This is a genomic window from Pseudoflavonifractor capillosus (assembly GCF_016899775.1).
Lineage (GTDB): Bacteria > Bacillota > Clostridia > Oscillospirales > Oscillospiraceae > Lawsonibacter.
On the sequence record NZ_JACJJE010000066.1, the window covers coordinates 1 to 14,693 of the forward strand.

Sequence of the window (14,693 nt, forward strand, 5' to 3'; positions counted from 1 at the left end):
AGATGTGTATAAGAGACAGGGGATGAACATGCCCTGGCTGAGGCGGCTGTTCGGCCTGCTCCTCCTCTACGGAGGCGTGCGGTGTTTCCTCCCGTGAACGAGTGGCTGTTCCCCCTGCTGGCGGGGGCGGCCACCGGGGTGCTGTCCGGCTTTGGGGTGGGGGGCGGCACCCTGCTGCTGGTATATATGACCGTCTTTGCCGGGCTGGACCAGCATCTGGCCCAGGGCATCAACCTGCTCTACTTCCTCCCCGCCGGCCTGATGGCCCTGCCCGCCCATCTGAAAAACGGGTATGTGGTCAAGCCGGTGCTCCTGCCCGCCATCGGGGCGGGGCTGGCGCTGGCCGCTCTGGCAGCCTGGGCGGCCACCGCCCTGGACGTGGAGGTCCTGCGCAAGTGCTTCGGGGCTTTTCTGATTATTGTGGGAACTATGGAGCTCTTTGGAAAAGCCAGAGAATAAGGGCCTGTGTCCCCGTTTTTGAGGAACACAGGCCCTTCTTTTTCCTTCAGACCGCCTCCGGCTTGCGCAGGCGCCGCTCGGCCTCCAGGATGCGCTCATAGTTCTCGATCTTCTGATTCAGCCGGTCCAGGGACGCCTGCATATCCGCCATGCGGTCCACCAGCTGATCCCGCTGCTCCACCAAAATGGCCTTCCGGGCGTCCGCCGTGTCGTCCCCCTGGCGGAACAGGGTCACGTACTCGATGAGGGCCTCGATCTGGACCCCCGCCTTGCGCATGCACTTCATCATCTCGATCCAGCCGCAAGACTCCTCGTCGTAGTCCCGAATGCCGCTCTTGCTCCGAGGTACGGGCGGGATCAGGCCGATGCGCTCGTAGTAGCGCAGGGTGTCGGCGGAAATATCAAATTTCTGGCTGACTTCCGCGATGGTCATAACCACATCTCCTCCATCCATTCTGCCGCGCGTCCCTCCGCGCCGCTTCTGGCTCTATCCTAAACCCTGGACCCCGCTCCAAGTCAAGACAAATTTTTGTCCTCCCGCATAGAATAGAGGGAAAGGAGCGGATGAACTTGGACCCCCTGTTCCGGCGGAGGATCTATAACCTCCTGTGCATCAAGAGCATCGTCACTCTGGCCCTCACCGGCCTGTTTGTCTTTCTGGCGGTCACCGGCCAGGTGAGCGCCAGAGATTTTATCACCATTTTCTCCATCGTCATCGCCTTCTATTTCGGAACCCAGAGCCAAAATCCCGGAGACGACGTGCCGCCCGCCGGGAAGACATGATCCGCCTCCCGCCCCGTTTTTCCCGGGGCGGGAGCATTTCTCTGCGTTTTCATCTTTCTTTTTGACGGAAAATCGTGTATGATAGAGACAGACCGAGAGAGCCGCGCCCCTCCTTCGGAGCGGCTCCCGCCGGATCGCTCTGATCAAAGGAGGCTGGCCCTATGGAAGCTGCCAACATGCACAACAAACTGATCCTGGCCGTGGTCCAGGAGGATGACTATGACGCCACGGTGAGCGAACTGAATCAGAACGGATTTTTCGTCACCATGCTCAGCTCCACCGGCGGCTTTTGGAAGAAGAAGAACATCACCATCATGCTGGGCGTGGAGGAGTCCCGCCTTCCCCAGGCCATGGACATTTTGAAGCGGTGCGCGGGCAAGCGGAAGCAGACCGTCTACTCCAGCGTGTCCATGCCCGCCGCCGGCCAGTACGCCGCGGCCATGCCCTCCATCCCCATGAATATGGAGTTCGGCGGCGTAACCCTGTTTGTGCTGGATCTGGAGCGGCTGGAGAAGTTCTGATTCCATAGATTCTCTCCCTTCCGGAGGCGCTGCGCGCCTCCGGAATTTTTTGTTCCCGCGGGCTTTTTCATTTTTTCGAAGGCTCCGCAAAATTTTACAGGGTAATTTTGAAAAATCAGTAGGAAATCAGCATCTTTTGTGCTATAATAAGCATATAGTTATATTTATAATAAGCTCTAAGCTATAAAATAGCTGCGGCTGACCGGTGCAAAGGAGGACTGATCTATGAATGAAGCTTTGCTGTTGATGGGCTGTGTGATCTTGCTGTGTACGCTGATGGGGCGGTATCTGGACCGTCTGGCCGTCCCGTCCCTGCTGATCTTTATCGCCCTTGGGATGTGCTTTGGAGAAAACGGCCTGCTCCGAATCCCCTTTGACGACTATGACGCCGCCAACGTGATCTGCTCGGCCAGCCTGATTTTCATTATGTTCTACGGCGGCTTCGGCACCAACCTGAACGCCGCCCGGCCGGTGGTGGTCCAGTCGGTGGTGCTGTCCACCCTGGGAGTGGCCGGGACCGCCGGAGCGGTGGCCGCCTTTGCCCACCTGGTCCTGGGGCTGCCCTGGGTGGAGAGCTTTCTCATCGGCTCGGTGATCTCCTCCACCGACGCGGCCTCGGTGTTCAACATCCTGCGCTCCAAGAAGCTGGCCTTGAAGTACCACACCGACTCCCTGCTGGAGATCGAGTCTGGCTCCAACGACCCCATCTCCTACATGCTTACCACCGTGGCGGTTGGCATCATGGGAGGACAGGACGTGTTTATCCCCCTGCTCCTGGTGCAGCAGATCGCCATCGGCGCCCTGGGCGGCCTGCTCCTGGGCAAGCTGGCTATCTGGAGCCTGCGCCGGGGGATGTTCCCCTCGGAGCAGAGCCAGACTATCTTTGTCTTTGCGGTGGTCATCCTCTCCTACGCCCTGCCCACCGTGCTGGGGGGCAACGGCTATCTGAGCTCCTACCTGTGCGGCATTTACATGGGCAGCACCAAGCTGCCCCAGAAGCGCAACCTGGTCCACTTCTTCGACGTGGTCACCGACGTGGCCCAGGTGCTCATCTTCTTCCTGCTGGGCCTGCTGGTGACCCCGGTGGAGCTGCCCTCGGTGCTGCTGCCCGCCCTGGCCATCATGGTGTTTCTCACCTTCCTGGCCCGGCCCGCGGTGGTCTCAATCCTGATGCTGCCCTTCCGCCCCTCTCCGGCTCAGGTGGGGGTGGTGTCCTGGGCCGGGCTCCGGGGCGTGGCCTCCATCGTGTTCGCCATTATGGCGGTCCTCCAAGGGGCGGAGACCCGCTACAACCTGTTCAACCTGGTGTTCTGCATCGTCCTGCTGTCCATCTCCCTCCAGGGCAGCCTGCTCCCCCGCGTCTCCGCTAAGCTGCACATGATCGACCACACCGCCGACGTGAGCAAGACCTTCAACGACTACCAGGAGGAGAGCGACATCGACTTCATCAAAATCCACCTGGACAAAAATCATCCCTGGAACAGCAAGACCCTGAAGGAGCTCCCCCTCCCCTCCGACCTGCTGGTGGTCATGATCGCCCGGAGGGAGGAGACCATCGTTCCAAACGGCAGCACGGTGCTGCTGCCCGGCGACCTGCTGGTGCTGGCCGCTCGGGCCTTTGAGGACCGGGAAAACCTGTCCCTCCAGGAGATCGTGGTGGAAAAGGGCCACAAGTGGGTGGGCCGTTCCCTGCGGCAGATCCCCACCCGGAGCGACACCCTCATCGTCATGATCAAGCGCGGAAACGAGACCATCATCCCCGGCGGCTCCACCATCCTCCAGGCGGGGGACACCCTGGTCATCGCCCAGTCCTCCGCCGCCCCCGCTCCGGCCTCCGCCTGACCGGAACTACTTTTCCGCACCCGGGAAACTTCTGTCCATACGGCAGAAGCTCCCGGGTGCTTTTTGTGCAAAGTGTGTCCTTTCACCGCCCATTTTTCTATGTTTTTTAGGGCTTCAAAAGGGTTGCGAAACAGGGGCGCTTGATGTATCTTAATTAGTGCTCTTGAAAATGTAAATTTTTTGTTAAACAAATACCCACGGCTCCCTTTCAGCCGGCGCGGCCGCGCCGCCCTGGACCGCCCCGCGGGCGATTTTGGAAAGGATGGTCAACGTATGCTCCGCACCAAGGCGCACCACCAGCTGGACATGTGTCATGGCTCTCTGGCCGATAAGATTCTGCTCTTCGCCCTTCCCCTAATGGCCTCCAGCATGCTGCAGCTCCTGTTCAACGCCGCCGACGTCATTGTGGTGGGGCAGTTCGCCGGCCAGGAGTCTCTGGCCGCCGTGGGCTCCACCACCTCCCTCATCAACCTGCTCATCGCCCTGTTTGTGGGCCTGTCCGTGGGCGCCAACGTGGTGGTGGCCCGAAACCTGGGGGGCCAGCGGCCCAAGATCGTCAGCCGGGCCGTCCATACCGCCATCTTCCTGGCCCTGGTGAGCGGCGTGTTCCTGGGCGTCTTCGGCTTTATTATGGCCCATCAGCTGCTGGTGTGGATGTCCTCCCCGGCGGACGTCATCGACCTGTCCACCATCTATCTGCGCATCTACTTCCTGGGCATGCCCGCCACCCTGGCCTACAACTTCGGCGCGGCCATTCTCCGGGCCCAGGGGGACACCAAGCGCCCTCTCTACTACCTCATTGTGGCCGGCATCGTCAATGTGATCCTGAACCTGTTCACGGTACTGGTGCTCCACATGGACGTGGCCGGCGTGGCCTCGGCCACCACCATCTCCCAGTACATCTCCGCCGGTCTGATCCTGCGCTGCCTGTCCAAGGAGGAGGGCCCCCTGCGCCTGGATCTGAAAAAGCTGAAGATGGACAAGGTGATTCTGGGCCACATCCTCCAGATCGGCCTGCCCGCCGGATTTCAGGGCATCGTGTTCTCCCTGTCCAACGTGCTGATCCAGTCCTCCATCAACTCCTTCGGCTCCACCGTGATGGCCGGGTCCGCCGCCGCCAACAACATCGAAAACTTTGTCTATCAGGCTATGAACGCCTTCTACCAGACCAATCTGACCTTCACCGGGCAGAACTACGGCGCCGGGGACTGCAAGCGGGTGGACAAGAGCCTGTTCTACTGCCAGGGCTTTGTGATCCTCACCGGGCTGATCCTGGGCAACCTGGCCTACTTCTTCGGACACCCCCTGGTGAGCATCTACAACTCCGACGAGGCGGTCATCCAGCAGGGCATCATCCGCCTGGGCTACATCGCCCGGACCTACGCCCTGTGCGGCATCATGGACACCATGGTGGGCAGCCTGCGGGGCCTGGGCTACTCCATCGTGCCCATGGTGGTCTCCCTGATCGGGGCCTGCGGCCTGCGGATCGTGTGGATCTTCACCATCTTCCAGATGGACCGCACCCCGGAGAACCTGTACATCTCCTACCCCATCTCCTGGATCGTCACCGGAGCGGTGCACATCCTCTACTTCCTGTATGTGCGCCGGAAGGCCTTCGCCCTGGTCAAGGCCGACTCCCACATGGCCGCCGAGGGCCGGCATCCCGCCGCCAAGGTCTGATTCCTCAACACAGCAGAGCGCGGAGAGGCAATAGCCTCTCCGCGCTCTGCTTGTCAAAAAAGCCCTCCTGCAAGGAGTTCCATCGTCCGCAGGCGACGGAATAAGATCTAATCTCGTCATTTTCGAGGACATGTGCCTCGGAAATGACACCTCTCACGAAATTTTGACCGACAATTTCGCAAGAAATCGAGGTTGAAATTTCGTGCAGCCCCATTCGAAAAAGTGGCTTTGCCACTTTTTCGACAGTCTGAGCGCGGAGAGGCGATAGCCTCTCCGCGCTCTGTCGTTTACTGTGCGCCTCCGAAGGGGGTGTCCTGTTTGTCCATGATTTTCATGCGGTGAAGGCGGTCGTAGATCTCCTCCTGCTCCTCATCGTCGGAGAAGGTGACGGTGATCACGTACAGGGTGTCCCCCGCCGCCACCTCGCCCAGCAGCTGCCGCAGGGGCATGTCGGGTTCCGCCTTGTTGGGGATATCCTTCCACCCCCAGCGGGCCTTGCCCCCCTCCGGCTCCAGGGTCTCCACATCCTTCAGTTCGGACATGTCGGCGTTCCAGTCCGCCGCGCCGTCCTTGTTCCGATAGCCGCTCACCCGCCAAATGGGGCCGCCGCCGTCCTCGTCGATCCAGATGCAGCCGGCATTGCCCAGGCCGTCGTCGTTCCACTCATAGCGGTACACGCCGGGCAGTGGGAGCCACAGCTTCTCATAGCTCTGGAGCAGTTCCCCCTTATGGTAGCCGGGCGTGAACTCCTCCTCCAGCTCCGGGGCGTCCTCCGGGATCTTGAAATTCCGGCCGTCCATGATGCACAGCTCCCGGTAGGCGGACATGGGCAGGGGCAGAGCGGGGTCCAGCTGGTAGGCCCGCTCCAGGAAGCTCAGCACAAAGCCGTTGATCTGTTCATCGGAGTAGTGCCGGTCCGAGGGCGCAAAGCAGCAGTCCTGCCACATGCGCTTCATGGCCCCGTTGCGGTAGTAAAAGGCGTCCTTAGATGCGTTGGGCCACAGGAAAATCCGCCGGGCCAGCTCCTCTTTCCGGCCCTGGTTCAGCTGCTCCTGGAGCCACCCCTTGGAGAAGCGGCCCATGGGGGTGTAGACCGTATCCGGCACCTCCTGGGGCAGATAGTCCTCCTCCCCCCAGAACAGCGGAACGCTCTCCGAGGACTGCTCCAGCTTCCCCAGCGCTCCCCGCAGCTCCTGCTCCAGCCAGGGGACGTAGGTCTCCTGAGACAAACGCTGGAAATCCCGGTTTTCCCAGAAGCCGGTGCTGTCCACCACCTGAACCTCCTTCAGGTCCTTTTTGCTCAGGGCGTCGATCAGCTCCGCCACCGCCTTGTGCAGGCCGGGGCCGCCGGGGACGGTGATGCAGCCTCCGGTGATCTTCCAGCCGCCGAACAGCCCGCTCTCCCGGGTCCAGCCCATGTCCAGATAGCCCAGAGGGCACAGGACCACCCGCATTCCGTCCTTCCACGCCCCCAGCTGATACTCCTGAGACTTGGCCAGCCGCTGGATGCTGCGGATGAATGCGTCCCGGTTGCGGGTCTTTCCCTGAAACGTAATTTCCAATTTCATGCTTTAACTCCTCTCTGACAGCGCTCACATGCACTGTAGGACCAGCCACGCCCGGTCAAACCGCCGGGCCAGGAGATCCTCTCTCCGGATGTAAAAATAGATGCGGCCGCAGTCGCCGAACATGAGTTCAAAATTCCCGGACGCCACCGTATCCAGCTGGAACAGCAGCCGCCAGTCCTGGACGCTGGGCGCACGTAATGCGTCCCGCTCCTCCTGAGGGACGCTCTCCCAGCTGCCCCCCAGATAGTGGCCCCGGGACACCAGCTCACACTCCAGGGTCATGTTGTTCTGAATGATGTCCGGCCAGCCCAGCAGCTGGGAGCGGTTGTCCGGATAGGCGTACCCCAGCTCCCGCCGGGCCTGGTCAAAGAAGCGGTAGTCGTTGGCGGTGAAGGGGTAGTCCAGGGCCAGGCAGGCGTCCTGGAAGTCCGGCGCGTCCGTCCCGCCCGACAGCTCCGCCGCCAGCTCTGGCAGGCAGAAGTCCTCCTCCAGGTCCTGGGGAAATTCCGCCGGAGCCAAGGGCTCCCCGTCAAACCAGAACACCCGGGCACAGCCCGCGTCCTTGGGGTCATAGCCCCACCGCTGGGACCCCAGCTCATAGAAAAAGGAGAGCAGGCCGGTCCTGGGCAGCAGCCCCTCCGGGTCCAGCCCGGCCAGCCGGGCACAGTCGAACTGGGCCAGGAAGGCCAGGGGCCTGGGCTTCACCGTATCGTCGTCAAAGGTCTTTGTCTCAAACACCGGCCACACAAAGCCGGCGGGCACATCCGGCCGGCCGCCGAACTTGCTGCTCCCCGCCGGCAGGTCCTCCCCGGCCGTGGCGAACCGAGTCTCAATCCGGCTCCGGCACAGGGGGGGTAACACTTGTTTCCAATCCATGTTGCGTCCTTTCCGGGCTTCGGGCGCGGCAGAACAAAGCCGCCCCCGGCCCCCTTTGGTAAACTGCTTTTTCTATCCTACCACAAACCGGTTCTTTTGGTCAAACAGTCTAAAAATTCATGCCCAGCTTCCCGTCCGGCTGTCAAATCTCTTTTTCCGCATTCTGGCACGGTTTTCTCTCGCCGCCCTCCCGGTTTTCCCGGCAGAATTTGCATGATTTCCTTCATGGGATATTTTTTCAAGTTTCCATTCATGCCAATAATTCAGCAAAATGCCCAATAGCTTTCCATTCTCGAATCCATTATTATGGTATTATGTGGGGCATACCGCCCATTTTGGGCGTTGACCAGGAAAGACGAGGTGTAGAAAACTATGTCCAACGGAATCTCAATGGAGCGCGTGGAGGAGATCATCGACTCCTACGGCTGCCAGCGCCACCATCTCATCGCCATTATGCAGGATATTCAGGCGGAATACAAGTACCTCAGCCCGGAGGTCTTGGAACGCATCGCCCAGAAGCTGGATATCGGCGTGGCAAAGGTGTACAGCGTGGCCACCTTCTATGAGAACTTCTCCCTGGAGGCCAAGGGGAAGTACATCATCAAGGTCTGTGACGGCACCGCCTGCCATGTGCGCAAGTCCCAACCCATCTACAACGCCATCCGGGAGTACCTGGAGCTGGAGGACAAGCAGAAGACCTCCGCCGACTCCCTGTTCACCCTGGAGACGGTGGCCTGCCTGGGGGCCTGCGGCCTGGCCCCGGTGGTGACAGTGAACGACCAGGTCCACTCCAAGATGACCCCGGAGCTGGCCATTGAGCTTCTGGAGGAGCTGCGGAAGGAGGAGGCTGCCCAATGACAAGCGGTACCATTACCCGGGAACAGTTTGAAGTCCGCCAGATCAAGGACAAGCGGGCCCTGTCCGCCCAGAAGAAGCAGGTGCTCATCTGCGCGGGCACCGGCTGCATCGCCGGCGGCTCTCTGGACATCTACGACTATTTAAAGGAGGCCTGCGCCAAGCGGGGTATCCAGGTCCAGGTGGGCCTGCTCCACGAGGACGGCGAGGTGGAGGCCCCCGCCAAGGGCAGGGAGCTCCACCTGAAAAAGAGCGGCTGCCACGGCTTCTGTGAGATGGGGCCCCTGCTCCAGATCGAGCCCGACGGCATCCTCTACACCCACGTGCAGGTGTCCGACTGCGACGAGATCATCGACAAGACCCTTTTGAAGGGGGAGCTGGTGGAGCGGCTGCTGTACCAGCTGGACGGGGTGACCTACGCCAAGCACGAGGAGATCCCCTTCTATAAAAAGCAGCACCGGGTGGTGCTGGAGAACTGCGGCACCACCGACGCGGAGGACATCGACGAGTACATCGCCCGGGACGGCTACTCCGCCTTTGAGAAGGCCCTGTTTGAGATGACCGATGAGGAGATCTGCAAGGAGATCTCCGACTCCGGCCTGCGGGGCCGGGGGGGCGGCGGCTTCCCCGCCGGGCGCAAGTGGGACAGCGTCCGCAAACAGCCCCCCGGCAAAAAATATGTGGTGTGCAACGGCGACGAGGGCGACCCCGGCGCGTTCATGGACCGGTCCATCATGGAGGGCAACCCCCACTCCATCATCGAGGGCATGCTCATCGCCGGCGTGGCTGCCGGCAGCGATGAGGGCTACATCTACGTCCGTGCCGAGTACCCCCTGGCCGTCTCCCGGCTGAAAACCGCCATCGCCAAGGCGGAGGAGATGGGTTTCCTGGGGGACCACATCATGGGCACCGACTTCTCCTTCCACCTGCACGTGAACCGGGGCGCCGGCGCCTTTGTGTGCGGCGAGGGCTCCGCCCTCACCGCCTCCATCGAGGGCAACCGGGGCATGCCCCGCGTGAAACCCCCCCGGACGGTGGAGAAGGGCCTGTGGGCCCGGCCCACGGTCCTGAACAACGTGGAGACCTTCTCCAACGTGCCCCTGATCATCCGGAAAGGCTCCGCCTGGTACCGGTCCATCGGCACCGAGGGCAGCCCGGGAACGAAAGCCTTCGCCCTCACCGGCAACGTGGTGAACACCGGCCTCATCGAGGTCCCCATGGGCACCACCCTGCGGGAGGTCATCTTCGACATCGGCGGGGGCATCAAGGACGGGAAGAAGTTCAAAGCGGTGCAGATCGGCGGCCCCTCCGGCGGCTGCCTCACCGAGGAGCACCTGGACATGCCCATGGACTTCGACTCCCTGAAAAAGGTGGGGGCCATGATCGGCTCCGGCGGACTGGTGGTCATGGACGAGGACACCTGCATGGTGGAGGTGGCCCGGTTCTTCATGAACTTCACCCAGAACGAGTCCTGCGGCAAGTGCGTCCCCTGCCGGGAGGGCACCCGCCGCATGCTGGAGATCCTCACCCGCATCGTCAACAACGAGGGCTCTCTGGAGGACCTGGACCTGCTGGAGGACCTGTCCTCCACCATCACCGAGACCGCCCTGTGCGGCCTGGGCCAGAGCGCCTGCAAGCCGGTGCAGAGCACCTTGAAGTATTTCCGGGACGAGTACCTGGCCCACGTGGTGGATAAGCACTGCCCCCACTGCAACGGCCGGAAAAAGGTGCTCCAGATCGACCCGGAGCTGTGCAAGGGCTGCGGCAAGTGTATGCGCCAGTGCCCCATGGAGGCCATTTCCGGCCAGATCCGGATGCCCCATGTCATTGACACGGAGAAATGTATCAAGTGCGGCGCGTGCTGGGGCTGCTGTCCCTTCGGCGCCATTCGGGAGGAGTGAGCGGTATGGCAAACAAAGGAATCATGTACATCGACGGCCAGCGGGTCCCCTTCGACGGGGAGCCCAACGTCCTCTCCGTCATCCGCAAGGCCGGCATCGAGATGCCCACCTTCTGCTACTACTCCGACCTGTCCGTCTACGGGGCCTGCCGTATGTGCGTGGTGGAGGACGAGCGGGGCAAGATCGAGACCTCCTGCTCCATGAAGCCCCGGGACGGCCTGTCCATCCGCACCAACACCGCCCGGCTGTTAAAGCACCGGCGGATGATCCTGGAGCTGCTGCTGGCCTCCCACAACTGCTCCTGCACCACCTGTGAGAAGAGCGGCGACTGCCGCCTCCAGGAGCTGGCCATGCGCTTCGGCGTGCGGAAGGTGCGCTTCGGGGACAGCCGGGAGGAGTCCAAGCTGGACGACAGCAGCCCCGCTGTGGTCCGGGACCCCAGCAAGTGCATCCTGTGCGGCGACTGCGTGCGCATGTGCGGCGAGACCATCGGCATGGACATCATCGACTTCGCCCAGCGGGGCTATAACATGCGGGTGTCCCCCGCCTTCGGCCGCACCCTGTCTCAGACCCACTGCATCAGCTGCGGCCAGTGCGCCGCCGTATGCCCCACCGGCGCCATCACCATCTACAACCAGATCGGCAAGGCCTGGCGGGCCATCCACGACCCCAAGGTGCGCACCGTGGTCCAGATCGCCCCCGCCGTCCGGGTGGCGGTGGGCGAGGCCTTCGGCCTGCCCGCGGGCACCAACGTGCTGGACCAGCTGGTCACCGCCCTGAAGTACATGGGGATCGACGAGATCTACGACACCACCTTCGGCGCCGACTTCACCACCATCGAGGAGTCGGAGGAATTCCTGGCCCGGCTGGAGGCGGGGGGACCCTTCCCCATGTTCACCTCCTGCTGCCCCGCCTGGGTCAAGTATCTGGAGATGGAGAACCCCAAGTATTTAAAGCACATCTCCACCTGCAAGTCCCCCATGGAGATGTTCGCCTCCATCGTGCGCAGGCACTACCAGGAGAAGGACGCCCAGGATGGAAAGACCACCTTCCACATCGCCATCATGCCCTGCACCGCCAAGAAGATGGAGGCCGCCCGGCCCCAGTTCCAGCACGACGGCAAGCCCGACGTGGACCTGGTCCTCACCACCCAGGAGATCATCAACATGATCAAGGAGTCGGGCATCCAGCTGCCCCAGCTGGACCTGGAGGCCCCCGACCTGCCCTTCGGCCTGGGCTCCGGCGCGGGCACCATCTACGGCACCACCGGCGGCGTGGCCGAGGCGGTGGTCCGCCACTGCATGCCCGACAAATCCCGGAACACTCTCCGGGCCCTGGAATACTCCCCTCTGCGGGGCAACGAGTCCATCCGGGAGGCCACCATCCCCGTGGGCGACCGGGAGATCAAGCTGGCGGTGGTCCACGGCCTCATCAACGCCCAGAAGCTCCTGAAGGAGATCGACGAGGGCACCGCCTACTACGACCTGATCGAGGTCATGACCTGCCCCAACGGCTGCGTAGGCGGCGCGGGACAGCCCTATGGCCTCAAGGCAAAAAAGCAGGCCCGCTCCGCCGGCCTGTACGCCACCGACCGGTCCGCCCCCTTCAAGCGGGCGGAGTACAACCCCGGCGTCACCTCCATCCTGCAAAAACTCACCCACGAGCAGCGCCACGAGCTGCTCCACGTGAGCTATCAGAAATAACCCCTCTCCCTCCTGCGTTCCAGGCGCCGCGGCTGCGGCGCCTGGACTTTTTATGCTTTTTTAAAGTTTTCCTTGCAATACCTCCCAAAACCCGGTATGATATACAAAGTCGCCTTTTGGCGCATATTAGAAAAAAACGCGCCGCATCGCCGCGGCGCGGGGAGGTTTTTCAATGCGGACACGACAGTTCTTTGTCTCCGGCTTTGCCTTGTTCGCCATGTTCTTCGGGGCCGGGAATTTGATTTTCCCGCCTTTTCTGGGAAAATCCGGCGGAGAGGACTGGGTCATCGGCTTTCTCTGCTTCTTCTTGGTAGAGGTTCTCTCCTGCGTGGGCATCTATGCCGCCATCCACGGCGGTGGCAGCGTCCAGGCCATGAACAAATCCGTCGGCGCCAAGCCGGGGGTCATTCTGAACACCGCCGCCATCCTCTGCACCGGCGTGTTCATCGCCCCGCCCCGCACGGCGGCCACCACCTATGAGATGGCCGTCCGCCCCCTGTTTGATGGGCTGGGGCTGCTCCCCTTCTCCATTTTATTCTTTGCGGTGGTGGTTCTCCTGACCATCCGCCCCAGCCGCCTGGTGGACATCATCGGCAAGTGCCTCACCCCGGTGCTCATCACCGGAATTCTGATTCTGATCGTGGTGGGCATTGCCAATCCCATCGGCCCCATCGGCCCGGCCGCTTCTCCCAACATCGCCCAGGAGGGACTGCTGGCCGGATACCAGGCCATGGATATTCTGTCCGTGGCCGGCTTTGCCATCATCATTCAGGACTCCATGGTCCAGTCCGGCCTGAAAACCTGGAAGGAGCAGCGCCCCCAGGTGGCCGGTTCCACCGGCGTGGCCGCCCTGCTTCTGGCCGTGGTATACGGGGGGCTCACCTTCCTGGGCGCCACCACCAGCACCGCCTTTGGCAGCGGGCTGGACCCGGCCGCCCTCATTGTGGCCATCACCCAGGAGCTGCTGGGCCAGGCCGGAGTGGTGATTCTGGCCATCGTGGTCACCCTGGCCTGCCTCACCACCGCCATCGGACTCTTCGGCGCCACCGCCTCCTACTTTGAGGAGATGACCAAAGGCCGCCTGTCCTACCGCACCGGCATCTTCCTGCTGGCCGTCATCGGCTGCGCCATCTGCAACCTGGGCCTGTCCACCATCATCAGCGCGGCCAGCCCGGTGCTGTCGGTGATCTGTCCTCCCTTCATGACCACGGTGGTGCTGCTGGCCTTCCAGAACTGGATCTCCCGCGCCGGCCTCTACAAGGGGGCGGCCCTGGGGGCCACTCTGACCGCTCTGGTGCTCACCTTCCACGACTACCTGGACCTGTTCCCCCTCGTGGAGCTCCTCCCCTTCTATGACTACGGCTTCGGCTGGCTCATCCCCGCCGCGGTGGGCGGGGTGATCGGCGCCCTCCTCTCCAAACCGGTCGGGAAGGACGCCCCCTGATCCCACCACACAGTGAAAAAGCGCTCTGGGCTTTTTGCCCAGAGCGCTTCAGGCTGTCAAAAAAGTCCAAGAACTTTCCCGACAGCCTGAAAAATGCCGTTACTTTCCCGCCGTTCAACGGCGGAAAAGTCCTCGCTGCGCTTGCTGAATGCCTTGCCCTGCAAGGCATTCAGGGCATTTGATCCCACTCGAGGCGGGCTGCCGCCCCCTCGAGCTCCCCCGCCAATACTCGGGCGGATTCGTCTAAACAGAGGTTTTTCGACAAACTGAAGCGCTCTGGGCAAAAAGCCCAGAGCGCTTTTTTGGTTCAGCCAAACACCTTCCGGTCCAGCCAGCGCTCCCGCAGCAGGCGGATCAAAAACAGCACACCCCGGAAGCACAGCTCGCCGCACATAGCCAGCCACACTCCGGCCAGGCCGATACGCGGGGCCAGCAGGGCGGCGGCGGTGATCCGCACCCCCCACATGCTCACCAGATTCAGGATGCTGGGCACCAGGGTGTCCCCCGCCCCCCGCATGGCCCCGGCCGAGGCGATGGATGCGGCATACAGGGGCTCTGCAAAGGCCTCGATGCGCAGCACCTGCACCCCCAGCGTCCGGACGGCCGGGTCCGGGGTGAGCAGGGCAAACACCGCCGGGGCAAACCAGAACATGAGGGCCCCCATGAGGGTCATCAGCGCCACCGCCAGCAGCACGCACATCCGGGCAAACCGCCGGGCCAGGTCCCGCCGCTTCGCCCCCAGGCTCTGTCCCACCAGCGTGGTGGCCGCCGCCGCAACCCCATAGCCGGGCAGATAGCACAGGCTCTCCGCCGTCACCGCCAGAGAGTTGGCGGCGATGGACACCGTCCCCAGAGGGGCCACGATCCGGGTGGAGGCGATCTGCGCCCCGCACATGACCGTATACTCAAAGGCCATGGGTATGGAGATGCCGGCGGCGGTGCGCAGGCACCGGACGGTGGGCAGCCAGCGCCCCCGCTCCCGGGTCAGGCGCAGCTTTGGGGCGCGCAGGCAGACGGTAAGCAGCATCAAAAGGGCGGTGACCTGTCTCTTATACACATCT

14 protein-coding genes are annotated in these 14,693 nt (G+C 62.5%); 9 read left to right on the forward strand and 5 right to left on the reverse strand.

Annotated elements, in window-relative coordinates:
• Positions 1 to 81: 81 nt before the first annotated feature.
• The gene (locus H6B31_RS14600; protein WP_346014095.1) at positions 82 to 459 is read left to right on the forward strand and encodes a TSUP family transporter; all 378 of its coding nucleotides are present in this window, start codon (positions 82 to 84) and stop codon (positions 457 to 459) included.
• A 46-nt stretch (positions 460 to 505) separates the two neighbouring features.
• Here H6B31_RS14600 and H6B31_RS14605 read toward each other — a convergent pair whose 3' ends face one another.
• Positions 506 to 892 carry a MerR family transcriptional regulator gene (locus H6B31_RS14605; protein WP_191342633.1) on the reverse strand — a complete coding sequence of 129 codons (387 nt, stop codon included), beginning with the start codon at positions 890 to 892 and terminating at the stop codon, positions 506 to 508.
• A gap of 131 nt (positions 893 to 1,023) precedes the next feature.
• On the opposite strand from H6B31_RS14605, the gene H6B31_RS14610 reads away from it, so the two are divergent.
• From H6B31_RS14610 to H6B31_RS14625, 4 genes are all read left to right on the forward strand, one after another.
• Positions 1,024 to 1,242 (forward strand): hypothetical protein, encoded by a 219-nt coding sequence (locus H6B31_RS14610; RefSeq protein WP_204899171.1) that lies wholly within the window; start codon positions 1,024 to 1,026, stop codon positions 1,240 to 1,242.
• Positions 1,243 to 1,403: 161 nt separating this feature from the next.
• Complete coding sequence (locus H6B31_RS14615; RefSeq protein WP_204899172.1) at positions 1,404 to 1,763, forward strand: cyclic-di-AMP receptor; 360 nt, start codon at positions 1,404 to 1,406, stop codon at positions 1,761 to 1,763.
• 225 nt (positions 1,764 to 1,988) lie between these two features.
• Entirely contained in the window at positions 1,989 to 3,605 is a 1,617-nt protein-coding gene (locus H6B31_RS14620) for a potassium/proton antiporter (protein ID WP_204899173.1), read from the forward strand.
• A gap of 273 nt (positions 3,606 to 3,878) precedes the next feature.
• A complete protein-coding gene (locus H6B31_RS14625) occupies positions 3,879 to 5,285 on the forward strand; it encodes an MATE family efflux transporter (RefSeq protein WP_204899174.1) in 1,407 nt (468 codons plus the stop codon).
• Between the two features lie 287 nt (positions 5,286 to 5,572).
• On the opposite strand, the gene H6B31_RS14630 is transcribed toward H6B31_RS14625, so the two are convergent.
• The 3 genes from H6B31_RS14630 to H6B31_RS14640 form a co-directional block, all read right to left on the reverse strand.
• Positions 5,573 to 6,853, reverse strand: coding sequence for a hypothetical protein (locus H6B31_RS14630; RefSeq protein ID WP_204899175.1), 1,281 nt, complete (start codon positions 6,851 to 6,853; stop codon positions 5,573 to 5,575).
• Between the two features lie 24 nt (positions 6,854 to 6,877).
• Positions 6,878 to 7,729, reverse strand: coding sequence for a YwqG family protein (locus tag H6B31_RS14635; protein WP_204899176.1), 852 nt, complete (start codon positions 7,727 to 7,729; stop codon positions 6,878 to 6,880).
• Positions 7,730 to 7,806: 77 nt separating this feature from the next.
• Complete coding sequence (locus H6B31_RS14640) at positions 7,807 to 7,983, reverse strand: hypothetical protein (RefSeq protein WP_204899177.1); 177 nt, start codon at positions 7,981 to 7,983, stop codon at positions 7,807 to 7,809.
• A 118-nt stretch (positions 7,984 to 8,101) separates the two neighbouring features.
• Between H6B31_RS14640 and H6B31_RS14645 the strand changes: the two genes are divergently transcribed.
• From H6B31_RS14645 to brnQ, 4 genes are all read left to right on the forward strand, one after another.
• Complete coding sequence (locus tag H6B31_RS14645) at positions 8,102 to 8,587, forward strand: NADH-quinone oxidoreductase subunit NuoE family protein (protein WP_191343029.1); 486 nt, start codon at positions 8,102 to 8,104, stop codon at positions 8,585 to 8,587.
• On the forward strand, positions 8,584 to 10,485 hold the full coding sequence (locus H6B31_RS14650) for an NADH-ubiquinone oxidoreductase-F iron-sulfur binding region domain-containing protein (protein ID WP_204899178.1): 1,902 nt from the start codon (positions 8,584 to 8,586) through the stop codon (positions 10,483 to 10,485). The genes H6B31_RS14645 and H6B31_RS14650 overlap by 4 nt, the downstream gene beginning before the upstream one ends.
• 5 nt (positions 10,486 to 10,490) lie before the next feature.
• A complete protein-coding gene (locus H6B31_RS14655) occupies positions 10,491 to 12,188 on the forward strand; it encodes a [FeFe] hydrogenase, group A (RefSeq protein WP_204899179.1) in 1,698 nt (565 codons plus the stop codon).
• A 172-nt stretch (positions 12,189 to 12,360) separates the two neighbouring features.
• The gene (gene brnQ, locus H6B31_RS14660; RefSeq protein ID WP_204899180.1) at positions 12,361 to 13,632 is read left to right on the forward strand and encodes a branched-chain amino acid transport system II carrier protein; all 1,272 of its coding nucleotides are present in this window, start codon (positions 12,361 to 12,363) and stop codon (positions 13,630 to 13,632) included.
• Positions 13,633 to 13,939: 307 nt separating this feature from the next.
• Here brnQ and H6B31_RS14665 read toward each other — a convergent pair.
• Positions 13,940 to 14,693: MATE family efflux transporter (locus H6B31_RS14665; RefSeq protein ID WP_243419077.1), on the reverse strand; the 754-nt coding region annotated here is incomplete at its 5' end.

Bases quoted from the DNA above. Each gene is read 5' to 3' on its own strand.
- H6B31_RS14605 (WP_191342633.1), bottom strand. From the start codon at position 892: ATGACCATCGCGGAAGTCAGCCAGAAATTTGATATTTCCGCCGACACC.
- H6B31_RS14610 (WP_204899171.1), top strand. From the start codon at position 1,024: ATGAACTTGGACCCCCTGTTCCGGCGGAGGATCTATAACCTCCTGTGC.
- H6B31_RS14615 (WP_204899172.1), top strand. From the start codon at position 1,404: ATGGAAGCTGCCAACATGCACAACAAACTGATCCTGGCCGTGGTCCAG.
- H6B31_RS14620 (WP_204899173.1), top strand. From the start codon at position 1,989: ATGAATGAAGCTTTGCTGTTGATGGGCTGTGTGATCTTGCTGTGTACG.
- H6B31_RS14625 (WP_204899174.1), top strand. From the start codon at position 3,879: ATGCTCCGCACCAAGGCGCACCACCAGCTGGACATGTGTCATGGCTCT.
- H6B31_RS14630 (WP_204899175.1), bottom strand. From the start codon at position 6,853: ATGAAATTGGAAATTACGTTTCAGGGAAAGACCCGCAACCGGGACGCA.
- H6B31_RS14635 (WP_204899176.1), bottom strand. From the start codon at position 7,729: ATGGATTGGAAACAAGTGTTACCCCCCCTGTGCCGGAGCCGGATTGAG.
- H6B31_RS14640 (WP_204899177.1), bottom strand. From the start codon at position 7,983: ATGAATGGAAACTTGAAAAAATATCCCATGAAGGAAATCATGCAAATT.
- H6B31_RS14645 (WP_191343029.1), top strand. From the start codon at position 8,102: ATGTCCAACGGAATCTCAATGGAGCGCGTGGAGGAGATCATCGACTCC.
- H6B31_RS14650 (WP_204899178.1), top strand. From the start codon at position 8,584: ATGACAAGCGGTACCATTACCCGGGAACAGTTTGAAGTCCGCCAGATC.
- H6B31_RS14655 (WP_204899179.1), top strand. From the start codon at position 10,491: ATGGCAAACAAAGGAATCATGTACATCGACGGCCAGCGGGTCCCCTTC.
- brnQ (WP_204899180.1), top strand. From the start codon at position 12,361: ATGCGGACACGACAGTTCTTTGTCTCCGGCTTTGCCTTGTTCGCCATG.